Source organism: Bacillus alkalicellulosilyticus, from assembly GCF_002019795.1.
Classification (GTDB): domain Bacteria; phylum Bacillota; class Bacilli; order Bacillales; family Bacillaceae_F; genus Bacillus_AO; species Bacillus_AO alkalicellulosilyticum.
Genome location: NZ_KV917381.1, coordinates 177,292 through 198,204, shown reverse-complemented (window position 1 = coordinate 198,204; position 20,913 = coordinate 177,292). Strand labels below are relative to the sequence as shown.

At 35.9% G+C, this 20,913-nt stretch carries 20 protein-coding genes; 7 read left to right on the top strand and 13 right to left on the bottom strand.

The features are described 5' to 3' along the window. Nucleotides 1-168 precede the first annotated feature (168 nt). Complete coding sequence (locus BK585_RS01140; protein ID WP_078551311.1) at nt 169-960, bottom strand: hypothetical protein; 792 nt, start codon at nt 958-960, stop codon at nt 169-171. A gap of 246 nt (nt 961-1,206) precedes the next feature. Here BK585_RS01140 and BK585_RS01135 point away from each other — a divergent pair, with 246 nt between their 5' ends. Then, nucleotides 1,207-1,914, top strand: a complete 708-nt coding sequence (locus tag BK585_RS01135) for an NAD-dependent protein deacylase (protein ID WP_078551310.1) — start codon at nt 1,207-1,209, stop codon at nt 1,912-1,914. 326 nt (nt 1,915-2,240) lie between these two features. Here BK585_RS01135 and BK585_RS01130 read toward each other — a convergent pair whose 3' ends face one another. The 6 genes from BK585_RS01130 to BK585_RS01110 all read right to left on the bottom strand — a co-directional run bounded on the left by BK585_RS01130 (nt 2,241) and on the right by BK585_RS01110 (nt 8,146). After that, nucleotides 2,241-3,881, bottom strand: a complete 1,641-nt coding sequence (locus tag BK585_RS01130; protein ID WP_078551309.1) for a recombinase family protein — start codon at nt 3,879-3,881, stop codon at nt 2,241-2,243. A gap of 1 nt (nt 3,882) precedes the next feature. Continuing rightward, a complete protein-coding gene (locus BK585_RS01125) occupies nt 3,883-5,304 on the bottom strand; it encodes a recombinase family protein (RefSeq protein WP_170885438.1) in 1,422 nt (473 codons plus the stop codon). Further along, nucleotides 5,294-5,476: a hypothetical protein gene (locus BK585_RS23615; protein ID WP_139367475.1), complete on the bottom strand. Its 183-nt coding sequence runs from the start codon at nt 5,474-5,476 to the stop codon at nt 5,294-5,296. Before BK585_RS23615 ends, BK585_RS01125 begins: the two co-directional genes overlap by 11 nt. A gap of 227 nt (nt 5,477-5,703) precedes the next feature. Beyond that, nucleotides 5,704-5,892, bottom strand: coding sequence for a hypothetical protein (locus tag BK585_RS01120; RefSeq protein ID WP_078551307.1), 189 nt, complete (start codon nt 5,890-5,892; stop codon nt 5,704-5,706). Between the two features lie 406 nt (nt 5,893-6,298). Next, nucleotides 6,299-6,553: a hypothetical protein gene (locus tag BK585_RS01115; protein ID WP_078551306.1), complete on the bottom strand. Its 255-nt coding sequence runs from the start codon at nt 6,551-6,553 to the stop codon at nt 6,299-6,301. A gap of 111 nt (nt 6,554-6,664) precedes the next feature. After that, on the bottom strand, nt 6,665-8,146 hold the full coding sequence (locus tag BK585_RS01110; protein ID WP_245805761.1) for a DNA/RNA helicase domain-containing protein: 1,482 nt from the start codon (nt 8,144-8,146) through the stop codon (nt 6,665-6,667). Between the two features lie 831 nt (nt 8,147-8,977). Here BK585_RS01110 and BK585_RS24340 point away from each other — a divergent pair. The 3 genes from BK585_RS24340 to BK585_RS01095 all read left to right on the top strand — a co-directional run bounded on the left by BK585_RS24340 (nt 8,978) and on the right by BK585_RS01095 (nt 11,168). Next, a complete protein-coding gene (locus BK585_RS24340) occupies nt 8,978-9,151 on the top strand; it encodes a helix-turn-helix domain-containing protein (protein WP_281248857.1) in 174 nt (57 codons plus the stop codon). Between the two features lie 298 nt (nt 9,152-9,449). Continuing rightward, nucleotides 9,450-9,665: a helix-turn-helix domain-containing protein gene (locus BK585_RS01100; RefSeq protein WP_078551303.1), complete on the top strand. Its 216-nt coding sequence runs from the start codon at nt 9,450-9,452 to the stop codon at nt 9,663-9,665. Nucleotides 9,666-9,953: 288 nt separating this feature from the next. After that, nucleotides 9,954-11,168 carry a tyrosine-type recombinase/integrase gene (locus BK585_RS01095; RefSeq protein WP_078551302.1) on the top strand — a complete coding sequence of 405 codons (1,215 nt, stop codon included), beginning with the start codon at nt 9,954-9,956 and terminating at the stop codon, nt 11,166-11,168. Between the two features lie 81 nt (nt 11,169-11,249). On the opposite strand, the gene groL is transcribed toward BK585_RS01095, so the two are convergent. Then, on the bottom strand, nt 11,250-12,884 hold the full coding sequence (groL, locus tag BK585_RS01090; protein ID WP_078551301.1) for a chaperonin GroEL: 1,635 nt from the start codon (nt 12,882-12,884) through the stop codon (nt 11,250-11,252). 48 nt (nt 12,885-12,932) lie between these two features. Further along, nucleotides 12,933-13,217, bottom strand: a complete 285-nt coding sequence (gene groES, locus BK585_RS01085; RefSeq protein ID WP_078551300.1) for a co-chaperone GroES — start codon at nt 13,215-13,217, stop codon at nt 12,933-12,935. A 657-nt stretch (nt 13,218-13,874) separates the two neighbouring features. Between groES and BK585_RS01080 the strand changes: the two genes are divergently transcribed. Together BK585_RS01080 and BK585_RS01075 are read left to right on the top strand one after the other, a co-directional pair. Beyond that, on the top strand, nt 13,875-14,588 hold the full coding sequence (locus BK585_RS01080; RefSeq protein WP_139367474.1) for a CPBP family intramembrane glutamic endopeptidase: 714 nt from the start codon (nt 13,875-13,877) through the stop codon (nt 14,586-14,588). 1 nt (nt 14,589) lies between these two features. Continuing rightward, a complete protein-coding gene (locus BK585_RS01075; RefSeq protein ID WP_078551299.1) occupies nt 14,590-14,757 on the top strand; it encodes a YdiK family protein in 168 nt (55 codons plus the stop codon). Nucleotides 14,758-14,829: 72 nt separating this feature from the next. On the opposite strand, the gene tatC is transcribed toward BK585_RS01075, so the two are convergent. Genes tatC through BK585_RS01060 form a run of 3 tightly spaced genes read right to left on the bottom strand, consistent with a single transcriptional unit; the run spans nt 14,830 to nt 16,459 of the window. Further along, complete coding sequence (gene tatC, locus BK585_RS01070; RefSeq protein WP_078551298.1) at nt 14,830-15,576, bottom strand: twin-arginine translocase subunit TatC; 747 nt, start codon at nt 15,574-15,576, stop codon at nt 14,830-14,832. 15 nt (nt 15,577-15,591) lie between these two features. Continuing rightward, nucleotides 15,592-15,780, bottom strand: coding sequence for a twin-arginine translocase TatA/TatE family subunit (locus tag BK585_RS01065; protein ID WP_078551297.1), 189 nt, complete (start codon nt 15,778-15,780; stop codon nt 15,592-15,594). 28 nt (nt 15,781-15,808) lie between these two features. Continuing rightward, a complete protein-coding gene (locus BK585_RS01060) occupies nt 15,809-16,459 on the bottom strand; it encodes a redox-sensing transcriptional repressor Rex (protein WP_078551296.1) in 651 nt (216 codons plus the stop codon). Between the two features lie 169 nt (nt 16,460-16,628). Here BK585_RS01060 and BK585_RS01055 point away from each other — a divergent pair, with 169 nt between their 5' ends. Then, nucleotides 16,629-18,560 (top strand): ABC-F family ATP-binding cassette domain-containing protein, encoded by a 1,932-nt coding sequence (locus BK585_RS01055; RefSeq protein WP_078551295.1) that lies wholly within the window; start codon nt 16,629-16,631, stop codon nt 18,558-18,560. A 173-nt stretch (nt 18,561-18,733) separates the two neighbouring features. Here the strand turns inward: BK585_RS01055 and BK585_RS01050 are convergent, their stop codons facing one another. Beyond that, nucleotides 18,734-20,869, bottom strand: a complete 2,136-nt coding sequence (locus tag BK585_RS01050; protein ID WP_078551294.1) for a hypothetical protein — start codon at nt 20,867-20,869, stop codon at nt 18,734-18,736. Nucleotides 20,870-20,913 lie beyond the last annotated feature (44 nt).

The window sequence follows — 20,913 nt, the reverse complement described above, 5'->3', positions numbered from 1 at the left end:
ATAATTAACCTTATAAATTTTATAACATTCTATTTATATTTTTATTAGCCAGTGCAGCACTAACCGCGTATTGGCTTCTGCAACTTGAAAGTACATTTCTGCTTTGCAGGCATCCTAATTGCCCATAGTTTCATGCTTATATTTTTACTTCATTATCATAATCTTTCATCACATCTTCAGTATATGAACCTCTAAAGCAATCAATATGTTATATCTTTCTGATATATATTTAATTATGTCTTCCGGGTGTATGAAGATATAAGTATCGCTTTTAGTCTTATATGTGATTTGTAAGCTTTCATATTCTTCTTTACAAATAACATTGTTTTCTAACATATTATTTAATTCATCTAACTCCACATTATCTACGTCTTTTATTTCGCTATGATAAACCCTTACAACAAATTGATCTTCTAAATCGTGTTCTCTATTAATAATTACATTATCTTTTGATTTTCCAAGCATAAGTATATGACTAAAAGAACTACCTTTTCTAACATATGGTGAATATTCAGCCGCTGATTGGTACCCATATCTAGTGTGTCTATCTGTATTAGTAGGGTGTATTGAAACTAGAGACCTCAAATATTTAATATACCGATCATCATTAGATATCTCATTACCTATATTAGGAAATATTCTCTTTGAAGTTTTCATTTCTTTTAGATCTAAATTAAAAATATCACTAAGTTCCGTTACAAATGTGTTTATTTGTTCTGCATAACTTATCAATTCCATTAATGTAAACTGACAAAAATCATCATCTGTATCAATAACCATTTTTTTACTATTTAAATATCTTGTTAAATCTATTAATCGAGAAAGTATAGATGAGATTTTATTCCATATAAACACACCATTTACTTCTTTATATTTAGAAAATACATTGTTGTCTTCAACTATTATTTCATTAACTCTTTCTATTAAGTCTACATTAAGACTACATCTATAAATCGACATTCTTTTCCCTCCTTAAATCACATTAACTAACATTTGTTACCTATTTATTGTTTCGCTTTCCATGTGCTTTTACCCTACAACAGGATAAGAATAATGAATGAATAATTTAAAGAAATCCAAACTCCTAGCTGACTGGGTTGCAAAACATTGTATAATAAAACAAAACAAAATTAAAAACAATTTACTTTATATTGTTTTAAAAATGATCATAAAGAACATGCACAATATGAAACAGGAGTGATAGCATTGTTAAGTCAATTGTTACATGAATCTAATTATACAGTTATATTTACTGGTGCGGGAATGTCAACTGAGAGTGGGTTACCTGATTTTCGATCTTCTAATGGTCTATGGAACAAGAAAGATCCAACCCAAATTGCCAATGTGGATTCATTAAATCAAAATGTTGATGAATTTATAGAATTTTATAGGGAAAGGGTTTTAGCTGTAAAGGAGTATAAGCCACATAAAGGTCACAAGATTCTTGCTAAATTGGAAAGGAAAGGGATGATTCAATCAATCATTACACAAAATGTTGATGGATTTCATCAATTAGCTGGCTCCCACCAAGTGGCAGAATTACATGGCACACTTCAAAAAGTACATTGCCAAAATTGTGGAAAAGAATATAGTAGTGAGGAATATGTCAATCAGGCTTATTATTGTGAATGCGACGGTGTGCTGCGCCCTTCCATTGTACTGTTCGGTGAAATGTTGCCGGAAATAGATTTTCAATTTGCTTTTGAGGAATCTAAGAAAGCAGAGCTATTCATTGTTTTGGGCTCTTCATTAAGTGTGACACCTGCAAATCAATTCCCCTTAATCGCAAAGGAAAATGGAGCAAAATTAGTAGTTATTAATCAAGAAAAAACAGATTTTGATCGCTTCGCTGATCTTGTCATTAATGACAAAAAGATTGGTGACGTTTTACAAGAGGTTGACCTAAGCAACTAACATGATAAACCTTTCTTTATAAAGGATTTTTTGTTTTACAGAATTAATATGTATATACATTAGGTATTGTGGTTATAAAGGTAATAACACATTAGGTGTTATAAGTATCTAGCGATCGCTAGATGCTTTAAATACCGAAAAAAAATCTCAAAAAAGCCTTGATATCAAGGGATTTTTAAAATCCACTACTTCCTTTAAAACGCATATAAAGTAAAGCTTCGGTATTTTAGTTAGTTACTTTAAATATTTGTCGGTATTGTAGTTACATACCTAAATTGGTCAAAATAAAAAAGCTATCATCCCTTTGAATAATAGCTTCTAATATCTTATATTGAGTTGTAATAATTCGTCTTGTTCTCAAGTTCAACATAAGGGGTTAATCGGTAATCTATATAAAGCTCGGGTATATCCTGCTCAAAGTCAACTATGATTTCTTTAATAGAAAGTAATAAAGTGGAAGTCAATTCTTCGTTTGAATACGTTTCGAAATTCTGTACAAAACGTTCCAGCAGCTCATCTGTATTTTGAGTCAAAGTCTTTTCTATTCGTTCAATTAAAAACTGAATCTCCGAGAGCTGGTTATTTTTGTTCTGAATTTGTAAAGTATATGTTTGTTTCAATTTCTTCTCAAATTCACTCTCTATTCGATGCAACATATTCTCGTTATATTTAATAAGTTGGATTTGCTGCTTAATCTCTTCTTTTTTAATCTTTAGCTTTTTAATCCAACTTCTTGAGAAGTTCAAGGATTCCTTCGAATGCTGCTGAATGGAGCGAGACCATTTCTTTTTAAAGTCAGTAAGGACTTCATCACGGATAACTTTGATGTTTGCCTTTTTATTGCAATTTGGACAGAAATAATACTTATATTCCTTTTTTGAATTGGACGGAGTAGAATTTCTAGTTTTCAATGGGAGGTCGCAGGTCTTGCATTTTAATAGACCCTCCAAAATGAAATCCGTAGATAGCTTCCTTTTGTTACGTTTATCACCTTTTATTTTCCTTAAATAGGTGACGATTTCCCATAAGTACAGTGGAATAATTGCTTCATATTCAACTTTAAATAATTCTATTTCTTCACGGGGTTTCTTCTTACTATTATCTCTACTCATACGTGAAAAGAATAAAAAATCACCAACATACCAGGCATTTTGTAAAATGTAAGCAATTGACTTTTCATTCCATTTATATGGTTTGACATCATCCTTATTGTTCTTTTGGTCAAGATATTCATCTGGAGTAGGAATATTTGTTTTGTTAAGAATGTCACAGATTTTCTTTTCCCTATACCCAAAACTATAGAGATAAAAAATAAATCTTACAACAGAACTGAACTTATTCCTTACCATCCTTCCATCTTTAAAATCATATCCGTATGGTGGTCTTCCTTCTGGTCTTTCATGTTTTTCAAGTTTCGTTTCTTGATATTGTCTGGATTCATTAGATTTCTTTTCTGATTCCTGATGGTTCATGGTTGATTGTAATTGAACGAGTGGATTCTTTTCATCCCATTCTCCATCCATGTCAGTTGAATAAACTTTTATATTCGGATGTTCATTTTTTATTGGGGCTAAGATATCCAAAGGAAAATCATAGATTAGCCTAGAAACCCGACTATCTTTCCAAAAAATAATACTATCTACGTTAGAATTACTCATAACAAACTTTTTTAAGGCCAACATTTCTTTTCTTTTTGCAGCCTCTACATGAAAGGCAGATGTTTGCTTTTCCACAAAGAAAACAATTACTTTATAGCCTAATGAGCGAGCTTTTGCTATGATAGCATTCTGTTGAATACTGAAAGTATGTTTATCAGTTTGTCCAGCAGTTGACCAGCGAATATAGGCGACAGTAATTCTGATTCGATCTTTGAAGATATTAAAGGGTATTTGGTCCATTTTTGTCCCTCTCAGTTTAGAGCAACTTGAAATGAGATAGATATCATCAACTTTATAATAGTTATTCATTCTATTCTAACTCCTCCTTAAAAAATCTAGCAAATGGGTTAAAATATATGACCTTATCCCGATCCACCTCTACTTTTTCAATAAAAGACTGGTACATATAATAGAGTTCATACCGCTCTAATTCCTCAATTAAATAGTTCTTTATCAGCACTGAAAGCTGTTTTAATTCCTTAAAAGCATCATCTACTCTAGACAGGGAAGAGTGTACTTGTTCCAGTTCAACCATTAAGGCATCTATGCGATTAAATAAATATTTAATTTGATTAGAATCCGTAGGTGATAAAAAGGCTAATTCATCATTAAGTTTATTTATCACTTTTTCTATGCTCTGGAATTTGTTTTTTAATGTTTCTTCTTTTCTATTTAGAATAGCTCTGATTTCTTTATTTAATAGATCTAGGTCAAGACGAGGCATAATTTCTTTAACATGTTCCTCTAAATCTTCATTTAGTTCATCAACAGGAATCTTAATTTGATAGTGTTTGTTAGAACAAACATAGTAACCACTAGTCCCTAATTTTCCAGCTCTAAATTTCATTTGCGTTTTGCATCTTGCACAAATGGGGGTGATGTTCGAACGTTCAAGGGAAGCATTAATGGCATCTAGAACGCTTCTCTTTACCTGCTCTAAATTCGATGCAACCTTCAAAAATGTATCCAAATCAATAATAGGCTCTACGTGGTCAAGTCTATAATAGTGACCCCCTTTTCTTATATGTCCGCAATAAAAGGGATTACATAAATAATTCAGAATTTCATCAAATCTTTTATTGTGAAACACCGTTTTATTTTCAATAAGTAAATCGATTAATTCTTCAGCCGTTTTAATTTTAGTCACTTCATGAAAGAATCCCTTAATTTGAGGAGCCTTTTTTGGATCAGGAAAATAACGAGTTTCTGATTTTTTACCTTTTCTGCTGTATCCTAACCAAGGTGTTGCTGGAAACTGTTCCATGGCATCCTGAGTTCGACTACTGATTGTCAAACCGTTATTTTGTGCTAACATTCCATGAACCGCTTCCGTAAAAAAGTCCCTAGAAAAAGCAGGATGATTAGTTGCTACAAAGATGACTTCAACATTGTATTTATATAATTCTTTTACAAGAAAAGCGTATTCATAGAAATTCCTCGCGAGTCGATCCCGATGATCCACAATTAACGTTTTTACCTTTCCTTGCTTTATGAGCATTCGAAGTTCCTCTAAACCTGGTCTTTTTTCTAAAGAAAGTTTATTTGCCGAGATATCATTATCCTTTAAAAACTTAACTCTCTCTAAGGGTATATTGTTTCGTTTCAGATATTGTTTGATTTTGATAATTTGCTGCTCTATATCTTGCGAGGCTGTACTAACTCTGGCATAGGCATAAATAGTGTCTTCATATATCTGATTCATTCGCTTTAATAATGACATATCAATTCCCAATATGTTTAAATTCCTCCTTCTTATCAATACTCTCCAATAACTCTCCTTTTTGAAGTGGGTTAAGGTTAAGCTCATCTAATAAAGCCTTTTCAATTAATCTTCGCAAAAATAAATAGGACTCTTTTTGCAAATGCTCATTATATGAAGCCCTTACGACCCTTACTTTACTCATAAAAATATCCTCCTCTGCACATAATTAGTAGTACCATAATGTACAGAAGAGTTTATTTTTATACCAATTAGTTTGGTTAAGACGACTGCAGTTCCTCAAAATTAAGCTCCATCTGGTATTCACAAGCCTCTCTATTCTTACGGTTTTCCTGATTACGAGACACCGCTTTTATCCCCGAGTCCAATTGCACGTCGATCTCTCTTAAGAGTCTGAATAATGGTATCATCTTAACTCACCTGCTCTTTCTCCAAATAATATTTAGCAAATCTTTGAATTGTGATCTTTGGAATTTCACATTCTTCACAAATTGAAAGGACATCAAGTACCCATGGATGATTTTCAGCAATGTCCTCGTTTATCCTTGTCTCTTTGTCCATAATTTGAGGTTGATTGTTGTGTTCCAGTACTTTTCGCATGACACCTCTCCCTAATAAAACAAAAAAGCACTTCTTGTCGCCAGAATTGAAACAGGAAATAAACCTGTAACAACCCAAACGTCAAGAAGTGCTTCTTCTTATGTTTGATTTATATTTTTTACTAAATAGTTGATTATCCTAAGTTTAAAACCTTGTGAGGATAAAATCAAGAAGAAGAGATTATAAATTTTATGAAGATAATTATAGAATGTATTTAAGGTAACATTATGGAATAATAGATAGTTTACTTTATGGGTTGGCAATCCTGCTAGCTGCTTAACTAGTATCTGTTCCAATATTCATTTATCATAAGTTTCTAAAGGAAAGACGGCCAAAATTGACGACCTTCTTGTTCAATTATTGGGAGCCCCCGTTCGTGTAAGTACTTTTGTTCACAATCTTTGCTTCAACTTTTTCTAAATAAATCCAATACGTCCAATAAGTTTATACCCCAAAATTTATCAGGGAGTTCTTTTATTACTTTCACAAAAACATCTACGTGGTGATTTTCTTCATTAATAGCAGGGTAGTGTACAATATCAACTACTTCGCACAGTGCTGAACGTAACTTAACTTTTTCACCAATTCTCACATATACATTACTTACATCATAATCTTGTTTATTTTTTCCTGATTCAACTTCAATATATTGAACTCTCATGTTAAACCCCCCTCTCTTTTTATAGAAATTTTGATCCGTTAATTCAACAAATGTAGCGACATTTTGTTCCACTATTGCTCCCGTTGGTTGAAGAAAACTCTGTAATTATTACTAAGACAATTGCTTTTTCTTTTTATTCAATTCATTAGTAAGCTTAGTCATGAATTCTGGATTATTTACAATAAGTAACATGATTTTTTTTCTTGCACGGGTAACTGATTGATAAAACATTCGTTCGGGATCATAATGATTTTTATGTCTTACAGCAAGACCGCCATCTTCATTATAGTAAAAAGTAGATCCTACTAAAACAAGAACCTTATCAAACTCTTGCCCCAAAACACCATGCGCATTTAATCCTCTGTATAGTCTCATCTTTTCGATTAACTGACCGTTCCAATTTTCTCCTGTATAGTCGATAACCTGCCATCCTTCTATTTCCAAGCCTTCTGCAAATCCTCTAGCTTGACTAATATCATTAAAGTAGTGAATAGATATATTATCGGTATTATTGCAGTACTTCATATTTTTTAGGCTAAATAAACCCTTAATAAAAGCACCAAGCTCTTTATTTGTTCTAATCTTTTTACTTAGTTTATATTCTTCAATATCTTCGAGGGTCATGAGTGTACTTTTATTATCGTAATTCCATTCTTGAAGAGAGAGAATTTGCTTTGGATCAATCGAGAAAATACAGAATACATCATTTCCAATTACATATCTAATAAGATAGTCAAGTTGGTGAGGTCTCATTCTTTGAGTTTCATCAACAAAAATAAATTTTGGTTTAATGTGTTCAATCTCTATATAGTCTTTAATAGGAATAATGTTCCATTTATATTGCTGCTTCAATTTCAAATGCCCCGTATTTAAGGTTCCTGTATGAATAATGACAGTATTATAATCCTCAATAAATTCTTTTGCTAGATCGTAGAGTAATAATGTCTTTCCGGTTCCTGGTAGACCCTCTATAATTGTAAATTTTGCGGAACTGTTTAAAATAGCTTTCTTAAACTCCTGTTGTTGTTTAGTCAGAAAGTAAGAGCCACTATTGAATCTTTCACTATCATTGAAAGGGGACACCAGATAATTAGATGGATCAAATAATTCATCTAAATTCGAATGGTGCTCCAACTTTTGACTGGACAAATGTTTTTCAAATACATCAAATTGTATTTGCTGAAAGTTTTCATCATCATCTAGTTGATAAAGACTGTTATGTTCTGCGACATAAGTAAATGACTTTATTTTCTTGCCTAAGGAAGCTAAATAATATCGATTCATAATTAGTTGTTCCTTTGCATCATCTGCTTTCAAAATAGATTTTATTTCAACATTTAAGATATAGTTTTCTCCAAATCTAAGTAGATCGAATTCTTTGTCTATTTGGGGTATCTTGTAACCCAAATAAAAATATCCAAAATATTTATCTTCAATTTCTAAGTTATCTATAAACATTGAAATCTGTTCTATTTCATCTGTTCTTAAATCAAAATCAAAAAAGATCAAAAGTTCATTAAAAGTCTCTTCTGTTAAAGAGTTATAACTGCTTACTAAAGAGTTTAAATCCATTGGTTTTTTCAAAAATCTCACCTACGCATTTCCTTTATTTACTATATTACCATATACCTATAGTTAATAGTGTTACTCTTTTGCTCTATCTCTTGTGGGTAATAAGAAAAAAGCTTTCCTAAAAGAGAAAGCTTTTCTTCAACCAAATCATTTATTTTTCTTGTTCCTTGTTCAACTAAAAGGGGTATTATCTACAGTGTCTGCTATAAAATTTTGATGTGGAGCACCTTTTATCTTTATGTACATGTAGTCATAGATAAGAGGTTAAGGACTTGACTTGGAGCCTCTGTGGGCATGATTGGTCTTGAAAGGCTGAAGCAGTTGTTTCAGCAGGCAAACCCTATCATACCCACCCCTCCAAGTGAGTCCTATCGTTAAATACGTTAAAAACTATAAATACTTACTGTAGATAATGCTTCTACAAAGATAGAAAACTAGCATTTTTACTATCTTTACATAGGTTGAATACGATAGAAATTCATACTGTAGATAAGCTCCCGTTAGTTGAAGAATTCTTTATCATTTATAATCTTTTATGGAATAAAGCTTTTCAACAAAAATTTATACTAACCCTTGACAAACGATTGTTTGGTCAGATAAAATTCAACGTAACATTAGTAAGATGATTTTATTAAATTAAATGAATATCTATAAATCAACTGGATTACCCCACGGATTGGACTAGGAAGCACCTGCCAATCGAGTAATAAGATTATTTTTTTGTGATCTTATTATCTTGAGAGCAGTGTGCTTTTTTCCTATCTGTGGGGTTTTTCTTTTGATTTGAGCAGGAGGTGAACTATTCTGGACAGCCAAAAAAAATACACTACATGGAATTCACTTCCAGAAACATTGACAGCAAATCAACTTGCTGACTTTCTGGGGATTTCTAGAAAAACGATCTATAAATTGTTTCAAACTCCTTCCGTTCATGGTGGCATCCCTCATTCTAAAGTGGGTGAAACGAACATAGTAGATAAGGATGACTTCATACATTGGATCATGAACAAGAAAAAAGAAAAGTAAGCGAACTAAAAATCACCTCATAGAACAATACATTTTGTTTTCTATTATTGAGACATACTGTAAATGAATAAAATTAATTTTATTTTTTATGTACTTGTTGTTGCCGTCCGCGCTTTGAGGAGTTACCTTAAGAGTATAGAAAATAAATAAATTTATCAATGGGTGAAACCCCGCAGATTGGAAGGAAGGACCTTGCAATCCAAGCTATAAGACAACTCTCGTCTTATACCCTTGGGAGCACTATGCCTTTTTTTGACTCTGTGGGGTTTTTCTCTTGGACAAAAGGAGAGGAATTTTTATGAAAACCACAAAGGAATACATGACTTTGGAATCATTACCAGACATTTTAGAAGTTAAACATATTGCTCAATATCTTAGTATCAGTAAACGCCGCATTTACGAGTTATGTCATCTCTCTCCAAAACATGGCGGAATTCCTAACTTTTCCATTGGCGCTTCCATTCGAGTGGACAAGGAAGATTTTAAGCAGTGGCTTGCGCAGAAAAAGAAGTAATCATTCAAAGTTGGCTTAGTTGAATCAATGCTTGATGGTTGATCATTTGGAGGATTATTTTTCCCCTATGTGATCCATCAAAAAGTATCATTCACGATTAATTTGGGAATAACTTCAAATCGTAATATGAATTTTATATAAAAAGGAGGAAAAAAAGTGAAACAACTTGATTCTAGAAGACAGATGGCTGTCCTAGCATTCCATCTCGTCTCCATTACTAGCATGCGTTCCAATGAATTATTATCTCTTAAGAAAGCTAATTAACGTAAAAGGAAAGGTGAGTTGTATATGAAAGGATCATTTTACAGAAGAGATTGCACTTGTAAAAAGGAACCCAAGAAATGCACTTGTGGAGCTAAGTGGGCCTTTACTGTCGATATTAGTCCCCATCCAATCACCGGTGCGAGAAGACAACGACAACGAAGTGGATTTAATACCTTATCAGATGCTGAAGCCGCTGCGAGATCCCTCCTTTATGAAGTCGATAATGAAACGTATATCGATGAAAGTAAAGCGCTATTTAAAGATTTTGCACCGCAATGGCTAGCCATGTATAGCGAGGAACGGGAAGTGAAACCTGGAACCATTCGGATCAGACAAAATGAAATTAATAACCTTATGCCCTACTTTGCCTACATGAAACTCAAAGATATCAAATCCGATCACTATGAAGGGGCTATTAAAAAGCTAAAGGAACAATTTGCACCAAACACCGTAGACGGTATTCATCGAACCGGACGGATGATTTTCAAGAAAGCGATACAAAAAGAACTCATCAAGAAGGACCCCACCCAGTTTGTTGTGTTACAAAAGAAAAAGAAAACGATTGAGGACTTAAAGAAAGATGATATCCCAAAGTATATGGAAAAAGAAGAACTTGCGTTATTTCTAAAAACAGTGGCTACCCAAGGCTTAGAGATGGATTTACCAGTGTTCCTCACCCTTTCTTACACCGGCATGCGTGTCGGAGAACTGGTTTGTCTCCAGTGGGACGACATTGATTTTGATAAACAGACCATTCGCATTATCAAGACCTACTACAATCCAAAGAATAATACGGTTAAGTTTAATTTAAACACACCAAAAACTGTTGCATCCGCACGAACGATAGTGGTTGAAAAAGATGTCATTGAGGCACTTAAAGATTTGAAAGCCACTCAAGATAAGATCAAAGAACGCTTAGGCGATAAATACGTGGATCAAAATTTTGTGTTTGCTAAAACGAAGCGACACCCAGGTTATCCTATCGTCATTAAGACGGTTGAAGACCGAATGCGGCGTGCATTAAAATTAGCAGGTTTAAACAAAACTTTAGCGCCACACTCTCTGCGTCACACGCACACATCCCTTTTGGCTGAACTCGAAGTGCCGTTAGAGGATATCATGGAAAGACTGGGACATACCGATGACGATACCACACGACTTGTCTATCGTCATGTAACAAAAGAAATGAAGAAAAAGGCTTCCCGCAAGTTTGGTCAACTCATGGGAAGCCTACGCTAAGGCGATTTATGTTAGCAAAAATGTTAGCATTTTGCTTTTTGTTGATGAAATGCCTTGTGGCTCAAGGGGTTTGGTCGTTTATTACATCATGCCGCCCATTCCACCCATTCCGCCCATGCCGCCCATGTCAGGCATGCCGCCGCCTTCTTCAGGCTTATCAGCGATAACTGCTTCTGTTGTTAAGAACATTGCAGATACTGATGCAGCGTGTTGTAGAGCTGAACGAGTTACTTTTGTTGGGTCAACGATACCAGCTTCAACCATGTTTACCCACTCTCCTGTTGCAGCGTTAAAGCCCATGCCCACTGCTTCAGATTTAAGGCGCTCAACGATTACAGATCCTTCAAGGCCTGCGTTGTGTGCGATTTGGCGAACTGGCTCTTCAAGTGCGCGAAGAACGATGTTAACACCTGTTTGTTCGTCTCCGTCTACTTGAATCGCTTGAACGGCTTTAATAACGTTAACTAACGCTGTTCCTCCACCCGCTACAATTCCTTCTTCCACTGCAGCACGAGTTGAGTTTAAAGCATCTTCAATGCGAAGTTTGCGTTCTTTTAATTCAGTTTCTGTAGCTGCACCGACTTTAAGAACTGCTACTCCACCTGCAAGCTTAGCAAGACGCTCTTGTAATTTTTCTTTATCGAACTCAGATGTTGTATCTTCAACTTGAGCTTTAATTTGGTTTACACGAGCTGCGATTTGAGCTGTGTCTCCCGCACCTTCTACGATAGTTGTTGTTTCTTTTGTTACAACTACTTTAGAAGCGCGACCTAGTTGAGTAATGTTTGCAGATTTAAGGTCAAGACCTAAATCTTCAGTGATTACTTCTCCACCAGAGATAATCGCGATATCTTCAAGCATTGCTTTACGACGGTCACCAAATCCAGGAGCTTTGACAGCTACTGCATTGAATGTACCACGAAGTTTGTTCACTACTAGAGTTGCTAGAGCTTCACCTTCTACGTCTTCAGCAATGATAAGGATTGGTTTACCTTGTTGAACCACTTGCTCAAGCACAGGTAGAACCTCTTGAATGCTAGAAATCTTTTTATCTGTAATTAAGATGTAAGGATTATCTAGAACAGCTTCCATTTTATCTGAATCTGTTACCATGTAAGGAGAAGCGTATCCACGGTCAAATTGCATACCTTCTACTACTTCTAGCTCAGTTGTGAATCCTTTAGATTCTTCAATTGTAATAACGCCGTCGTTTCCAACGCGCTCCATTGCTTCAGCAATGATTTCTCCAACTTCATTGTCAGCAGAAGAAATCGCTGCAACTTGTGCAATCGAAGCTTTGCCTTCGATTGGTTTAGAGATGTTTTGAAGCTCTTCTACTGCTGCTTGAGTTGCTTTTTCAATTCCTTTACGGATAACCATTGGGTTTGCACCCGATGTTACGTTTTTAAGTCCTTCGCGGATCATAGCTTGAGCTAGAACTGTAGCTGTTGTTGTTCCGTCCCCAGCAATGTCGTTTGTTTTGCTAGCTACTTCTGCAACTAGTTTTGCACCCATGTTTTCAAATGCATCTTCTAGTTCGATTTCCTTAGCAATTGTTACCCCATCGTTTGTAATTAATGGAGAACCAAATTTTTTCTCTAATACTACGTTACGACCTTTTGGTCCTAACGTTACTTTTACTGCATCTGCTAAAGCGTCAACCCCACGTAGCATTGCGCGACGTGCGTCTTCACTGAATTTAATATCTTTTGCCATTATTCCAACCTCCTAAAAATGTATCTATTCGGTTCTTATCTTTGAAAATCAACCTAGAATTGCTAGAATGTCGCTCTCACGAAGAATTAAAAATTCTTTTCCGTCATACTTGACTTCTGTTCCTGCATACTTAGAGAATAAAATGTTGTCGCCTTCTTTAACTTCAAGAGCAACTCTTTCTCCACTATCAAGCACACGACCTGAACCTACAGCAACAATTTTTCCTTCTTGTGGCTTTTCTTTTGCTGAATCTGGAAGAACAATCCCACTCGCAGTCTTTTCTTCTGACTCAACTAATTCAATTACTACACGATCACCTAATGGCTTTAACAAGGAAAACAACCTCCTTAAGATATATTGTTTTTTACCTTCCTAATATGTATAAGTGAGGTGGAAGGTAGTTTTGATTTCCTGTTAGCACTCATCACCATCGAGTGCTAACACAATTATTATAATAATCATTTCAGTTTTGTTTTGCAAGTCTTTTCCCTTAAATTTTTTAACTTATTTTCTCATTTTTCTACCATTATTTACGACATTTTTTGCAGGGAACAAACCTTCATTATAATGTCCAACTTCTTTCTCTTTCAAACACATATTTATCGAAATAAAGTAATAGTAATAGACTATTACGCTTGACCAGTAAAAAAGTGAAAACCTGATGCCACTGAAAAAGTACAAACCAACTTTTTCAGTGCCTTTGTTTTATGGTTGCAATGGCTCCACTCCTTGCTCGCCTGCTACGAGAAACCCACTCGTAGCAGGCTTAAAAAAAAAGCAACGATTACGTACATTGCATCGAGGGCACTGTAAAAGTTAAAAACCGAACTTTTTCAGTGCCCTCGAAAACCTAACTCTTTTAGTCCCCGTATCATGTTCTGTTTCAGTGGTATCCTAATACTCTTAACTTATGGCGGGGGTCCTCTTCAGCTTTTTTACGGTAAGTATGATAAAATGAAAAACGAATTTTAATAAAAAGGAGCTTTTGTTTTGAATAGTCGCTATTGGTGGATATTACTCACCTACATCATTATGCAATTATCAAGCTTTATTGGACTGCCTTTATTATTGCTCTTTGAGATTCCATTAGAAATGGCCGTGGGAATTTGGACGACATTGGCCTTTTCAGTAGGGCTACTCGTTATCATTCTTTTTCTACGAAAGGAGATTACGGAAAGGCATTTAGAAAGAAGCCGTTCTACTAGAGGAGAAGCTGTACTCTGGTCGATTATTGGTGTGTTTCTTGCTTTTTTTGCTCAATACGTTGCAGCCATTATCGAGCTATTCGTATTAGGCATTGAGCCAGGGTCAGAAAACACAGAAAATATTATTCAAATGATAAAAGCTTTTCCCGCTTTGATTGTTGTCGTTGCCGTGATTGGACCTATCCTTGAGGAAATCGTGTTTCGACTAATTATTTTCGGTTCTCTTTATAAACGCTATAATTTCTTTATTTCTGCTATGATTAGTTCATTAATCTTTGCGGCTGTTCATGTTGATTTCACCCATTTACTTATCTATACAGCGATGGGCTTTACTTTTGCTTATCTTTATGTGAAAACAAAACGAATTTTGGTTCCAATCGTTGCTCATGTCGCAATGAATTCATTCGTTACGTTAACAAGAGTAGTATATGGTGAACAGCTTGAAGAACTTCAACGACAATTAGAACAGATGCAACAATTTATTGGAGGATTTTTATAACATGGGAGTAATCTATTTAATCATTTCCTTTATGTTTGTTTTTGCGGCAATTCACCGTGTCAATGATGTTGGCTGGGATTTCTGGACTTTTCTGCTCATTGCAGTAGCATCGATTGACATCTTAATTGCCATACGGTATTTCAAAGCCCCTAAAGCTGAAAGTGAATAAGAGGGCGGCTGGGACGTAAGATGCTTAAAGGGGTGTTACAAAAGGTTAGGAACCTTTTGTAACACCCCTTTTTTATTGCTCTTTATTCATTTCTTCCTCTGCTTTTAACACTTTCCTGTATGCGATATGCGAAATCCATATGCTAATTTCATATAACAATAGCAATGGTACGGTAACGAGTAAATGAGAAATTAATTCTGGCGGTGTAATTAATCCAGCAATGACTAGTAACACAAAATACGCATACCTGCGAACCTGTCCTAAAAAGGTTGGGGTAACAAGCCCTAGTCTTGTTAGGAACATCACCACAACTGGAAGCTGAAATAAAATCCCAAATGGCAAGGTTAACTGAAATAAAAATGAGAAGTACTCATTTATCCCGTACTGCTCCGTAATATTTAATTGTCCCGCTAATCGCCCCATAAATCCAATGACAAACGGAAATAAAATAAAATAGGAAAATGAGATACCGAGTAAAAACAAAAAGAACGAAATTGGTATATACGCTAACGTCACCCTTCGTTCTTTTTCATGTAAGCCTGGACTGATGAATGCCCAGAGTTGATAGAGAATAGCTGGGAACACAAGAAGGAGAGCACTTGCAAATGCAAACGTCATATATACGCGTATAGGGTCAGTTAACTTAAAAGCATTCATCGGTAACTCTTGCGCTGTAGGTGCCGCTTGCAAATACAGGATAAGCGGTTTTGCTACAAATAACCCTGCAATCATAGCTACCATGAAAAAGACAAGAATGGTGATGACTCGTTTCCTTAATTCGCCTATATGATCGTATAACGACATATCCTTATGTTCCATTGGTTTCATTCCTAACTATTGTTTGTTCTCTAGTTTTTCGTTTTTCTTAGCATCTTCCTCATCATCTGCTAGCCCTTTTGTTGCATTTTTGAACTCACGTAACGTATTTCCCGCTGCTTTTCCAAGCTCAGGTAATTTCTTTGGTCCAAAAATTAATAAGGCAACAAGAGCAATCAAAATCATACTTCCTACACCTAATGGCATAATAACACCTCCTCTAACATTGAACTATTTATTTTTCCTGTGATCCTTCTGGATAATGCTTTAAAAAATAAATTAATGCTTGTAATTCAACCGATAAGTCGATGTGATGAACGCGGACATCATCTGGAACGGTTAGCCTTGCAGGCGTAAAGTTCAAAATCCCTTTAACCCTATTTTCAACAAGACGGTCCGCAATCCGTTGTGCAGCTGGTGCAGGCACCGTTAAAATTGCTGCGCTTACGTCATCGTCGATTTCATCTTCTAAATGGTCTAAATTATAAATCGTCACTCCACCTATTTCAGAACCGACTTTTGATTGGTCTACATCAAATGCTTTGACGATTTTTGTATTGTTATTCTTTGAGAAATTGTAATTCAAAAAGGCAGTCCCTAAGTTCCCAACCCCTATTAACAATACTTTTGTGAGCTCATCTTGGTCTAACGTTTTTCTAAAAAACGATAGCAAATAATTAACATTATATCCATAACCCTTTTTACCTAATGCACCAAAGTATGAAAAATCCCTACGAATCGTGGCTGAATCAACCTTCACTGCTTCACTTAACTCTGATGACGACACTCTCTGCTTTCCGGAGGCATGGAGATTTTCAAGAAACCGATAATATAGCGGCAATCTTTTGGCTGTCGCTTGAGGGATTTTAGTTTGTTCGAATTTCATAAATCGCCTCCACCTAATCGTACATATTTGACATAGACTACTATACATATTGTACACCATTTTTTATGGTGTGCAATGCATACGCCTATCTGTTCATGAAGTTGTTGAATAGTAGGGAATGTTATACACTTAAATTATACTACTTATTATTCTCAGGAAGGACTATCTTATGATTTTATTACAATGTTACCAAGTAACCAAATCGTTTGGGGTTGACCCTATTTTATCCAATATAAAACTTGAAATACAAACAAGAGAGCGCATCGCCCTCGTCGGTCGGAATGGAGCCGGTAAATCGACTTTATTAAAAATAATTGCTGGACAAATGTCTTATGATTCTGGAGAAATCATGATGCCAAAGCATGTCACACTTGGCTATCTTTCACAGCAATCCGGACTTGAATCCGATTTATCGATTTGGGATGAAATGCTTACAGTGTTTACTCATCTCCAAACGATGGAAAAGCAACTCAGAAACTATGAACAACAAATGTCAGACCCTCGTATTATTGAAAATGAGGCACGCTATCAAAAGCTACTTAAAGATTACGACACGCTTCAAGTTACTTTCAAAGACGAAGGTGGTTACCAGTATGAAGCAGATATCCGCTCAATTTTATCTGGCTTGAACTTTGGTCATTTCGACTACTCCACAAAAATTGCAAGTTTGAGTGGAGGCCAAAAAACAAGGCTTGCCCTTGGTAAATTATTATTAACGAAACCAGACTTGCTGATTTTGGATGAGCCGACAAACCACCTTGATATCGAGACCCTAACATGGCTCGAAAACTATTTAGTCAATTATGACGGTGCCATTCTAATTGTCTCCCATGACAGGTACTTTTTAGATAAAATTGTTAACCAAGTATATGAGCTATCTCGTACAAAATCAACTAAGTTTACAGGTAATTATAGCGCCTACCTTGATGAGAAAGCAAAGCGTTATGAGTTAGAGTTAAAGCAGTTTGAACGACAACAAGATGAAATTGCTAAACTAGAAGATTTCGTGCAACGAAATATCGCCAGGGCCTCTACGACAAAGCGAGCCCAAAGCCGGCGCAAACAGCTTGACCGGATGACTCGACTAGACCGGCCAGCAGGGTCAGAGAAATCTAGTTCCTTCTCTTTTCAAATTAATAAGCAAAGTGGCAATGAAGTCGTACGAATTTCAAACTTAGCTGTTCAATTCGATGAGGATCCTCTCTTTTCTAATATTACATTTGATATTACGCGTGGAGAGAGTGTTGCCTTGGTCGGACCAAACGGGATTGGGAAGTCTACATTACTAAAGGCATTAATTAAGAAAATTACACCTAAAGAAGGAACCTTGCAGTTTGGGAGTAACGTCTCCGTTGGTTACTACGACCAGGAGCAAGCAAACCTAACGTCTAATAAACAAGTATTGTACGAGCTTTGGGATGAGTACCCGCATACCGACGAAAAAGACATTCGTACGGTTCTTGGTAATTTTCTTTTTAGTGGGGATGATGTCTTAAAAACCGTTTCTAGTTTAAGTGGTGGAGAAAAAGCTCGCTTAGCGTTATCGAAATTAATGATGCAAAAAGCAAATTTCTTAATTCTCGATGAGCCGACGAATCACTTGGATATTGATAGCAAGGAAGTGCTAGAAAACGCGTTGCTTGATTATCCCGGAACGATTTTATTTGTCTCACATGACAGGTACTTCTTAAATCGAATTGCTACTCAAATTGTAGAATTATCACCAACAAAAATTACAACGTACTTAGGCGACTATGATTATTTTGTAGAAAAGAAAGAAGAAATGCAAAAACGAAAAGAACTCGAGCAGGAACAACAGGAACAAAAAAACAAACAACCAGTTGAAGAACCAAAAACAGATAAAAACTCTTTTCAAATGGATAAAGAAGCCAAGCGAAAAGAGCGACAACGGGTACGACGAATTGAAGAAATTGAAGAAACCATAGAACAGCTTGAAGAAACCATTGCAGCTCACGAAGAGACGCTATGCGACCCTGATGTCTTCCAAGACCACGAAAAAGTTGCCGAACTTCAACAGCAAATAGATTCTGCAAAAGCATCCGTAGATTCTCTCCTAGAAGAATGGGAACAACTACAATAAGAAAATACCGCTTTGCGGTTTTTCTTATATGCGATGTGCGAAGCCACTGCCCTCTTTTGAAAAGTGCTTTAATAAGTGTACTTCTTATTAAAGTACGCGCAGTGTGCGAAGCCATCGCCCTTCATCGAATACCCAATAATTTATTATTTAGAAGAAAAACCAGACCGAAATCATTAAATGCGGTCTGGTTTTTTTTCTAACATCCAATAATAGCTGATTGAAACTAGCATAAACATTGATGTTGCAGCAGCAACAACACCTGAATCATTTAACAACAGCAAGGCCACAGAGGCCACGATTCCGGTTTGCAATATCAATTTATTGGCTTCATTCGTTACAATTCTTTTTTGGCGCCAAAGGACCACTCCTATTAAAAGATAGCTTGTAACAAATAGTTGCGTCCAATTGGAGAACTTAAATATTTTCCAATTCATCGCTGCTTTGCGTTTAATCACATCGGTAATATACTGGATGTCCCCACTGAGTAATCGTTCAAAAGCGTAGCCTATATGAGTGGTATTCCCTGTTTTTTGTAAGGCATAAAGGCCAAGCAAAGAAAGTAGAAATACCCCGGCCATCCCTATCAGCAAATATCTTACTTTTGTTTTCGGGAACCATTGCCATACTAAATAACCAAACGCAACTCCAGCAGCTAATGTTGCTCCTGCATTTGTTCCAAGATTACTGAATCCTAAAAATAACATGAGCGTAAAAAACATGAGCAAGACACCTGACACTTTTATCCACAGAGTAGATGTCCGTAAAAAAGGTGTGAGTAATAGCAGAGCCGCAACAATATACACTCCAGCGTATTCATTACCTATTCCGTAATACCTAGCCCCAATTACAGCATCATATCCGAGGTAAGACCGTTGCATGAGTGGATTCCCAAAGAGTAAATCAATTGAAATAAAAATAAAATGAGCACAAGCCACTACGACTATCGGGTTTTCAAAAAATCTAGCTAGGAGATAACCAGTTGCAATAGAAAGCAATGATATCGCCCAAAAGTAATAGCCTACCTCCATAACAGTAAGCCATCTAGCTGTTAACAAAAACCAGAGTGGGGAACTTGTTGCGGATAATAGAACCATTTTAGCAGCAGATATCCACACATTTTGTGTCGCCTTTTTCCACAGAAGTATACAGATAGCGACTAGCATAATCGTTAATAAGGTGATATAGCTTGATAGAACCACTCCCCGAGACTGAAAAACAGTGACTGCTAGGTCGACCTCCTGCTCAAGTTGGGAATATGAAAACGACCGGTCCGCTACCTTTTCAACAGGATGTCCTACCATCTTTTTATCCACAGGAATTTGAAACGCTGTAAGAATGGTAGGAGCAATGTCCATATTTGAAATGATATTCATTTGCCTAGTTGTATTTGATGTTAGAACGTGTTGACCGGTGTTTGACCAGAGCCAAAAAGGAGCTAACCGTTGTTTCTCTGAATAGGCCTCTTCATGAACCATTGGGGATAAAAGCATAACCACTCTATCTTTTTCCACAAGCCTATGTAACAATCGTTCTAATTCTCGCAAACTGTATTCATAATGTTTTCTAAATTGCTCCTCACTTATCCACTGTTTTTCGGCGAACAGACGTTGAATATCACCCCATTCGACAACAGTAAACAATTGATTATGCTCCATTTCAAGCTGAGTGAGTTTGTCCATGACTTTATCTGAATCAATGGATTGCCCTCCTGGTACATGGATGTCTTCATTTACTATACTTGTAAGTACACCAGGACTTTGCCCTTGCTTATCGACGGTAAACAAAGAGCCATATCGAATAAGTTCTTCTTCCGAGACATCGCTATGCCCCATAACAAAACGATATACTCCATACGTCTTTAAGTTTTCTCCTAATAACCCTACCTCACCACCATATGTCGAACCCCTATTTTTTTCGACAAGTAGCGAGTAGAAGGGATGTAACAATCCTTCTTGTGGATAAGTTCCATGCCATTGAAGCATTTTATCTTCTACATTAACGCCATTTACCTGTTCTCCATGTTCAAATGCATTCCAACCCTGGATGCCTAGACCTCTTGTACCCATGCTTAGTGACACTGCATTATTTAAATAAGAATAGGGTCCATCCGGTTTACTATTGACTGCAGCCATGCTTGCTGCACCCCAGAGTTCCCCCTTTTCACCAAATTGTTCAAACCACTTTGCTTCTTGAAACGATAGTTCAGGAGCTAGGACCAAAACGACACTTTGTTGCTCGGGTTGTGCAAAAACGGTATTGTTATGAAAAAAAAAGAATAGGAATACTAGTGTTACACACGCTTTTTTCACAAATACACTCCCAACCTTTGTCTAAGTCTTTATATATCCACACT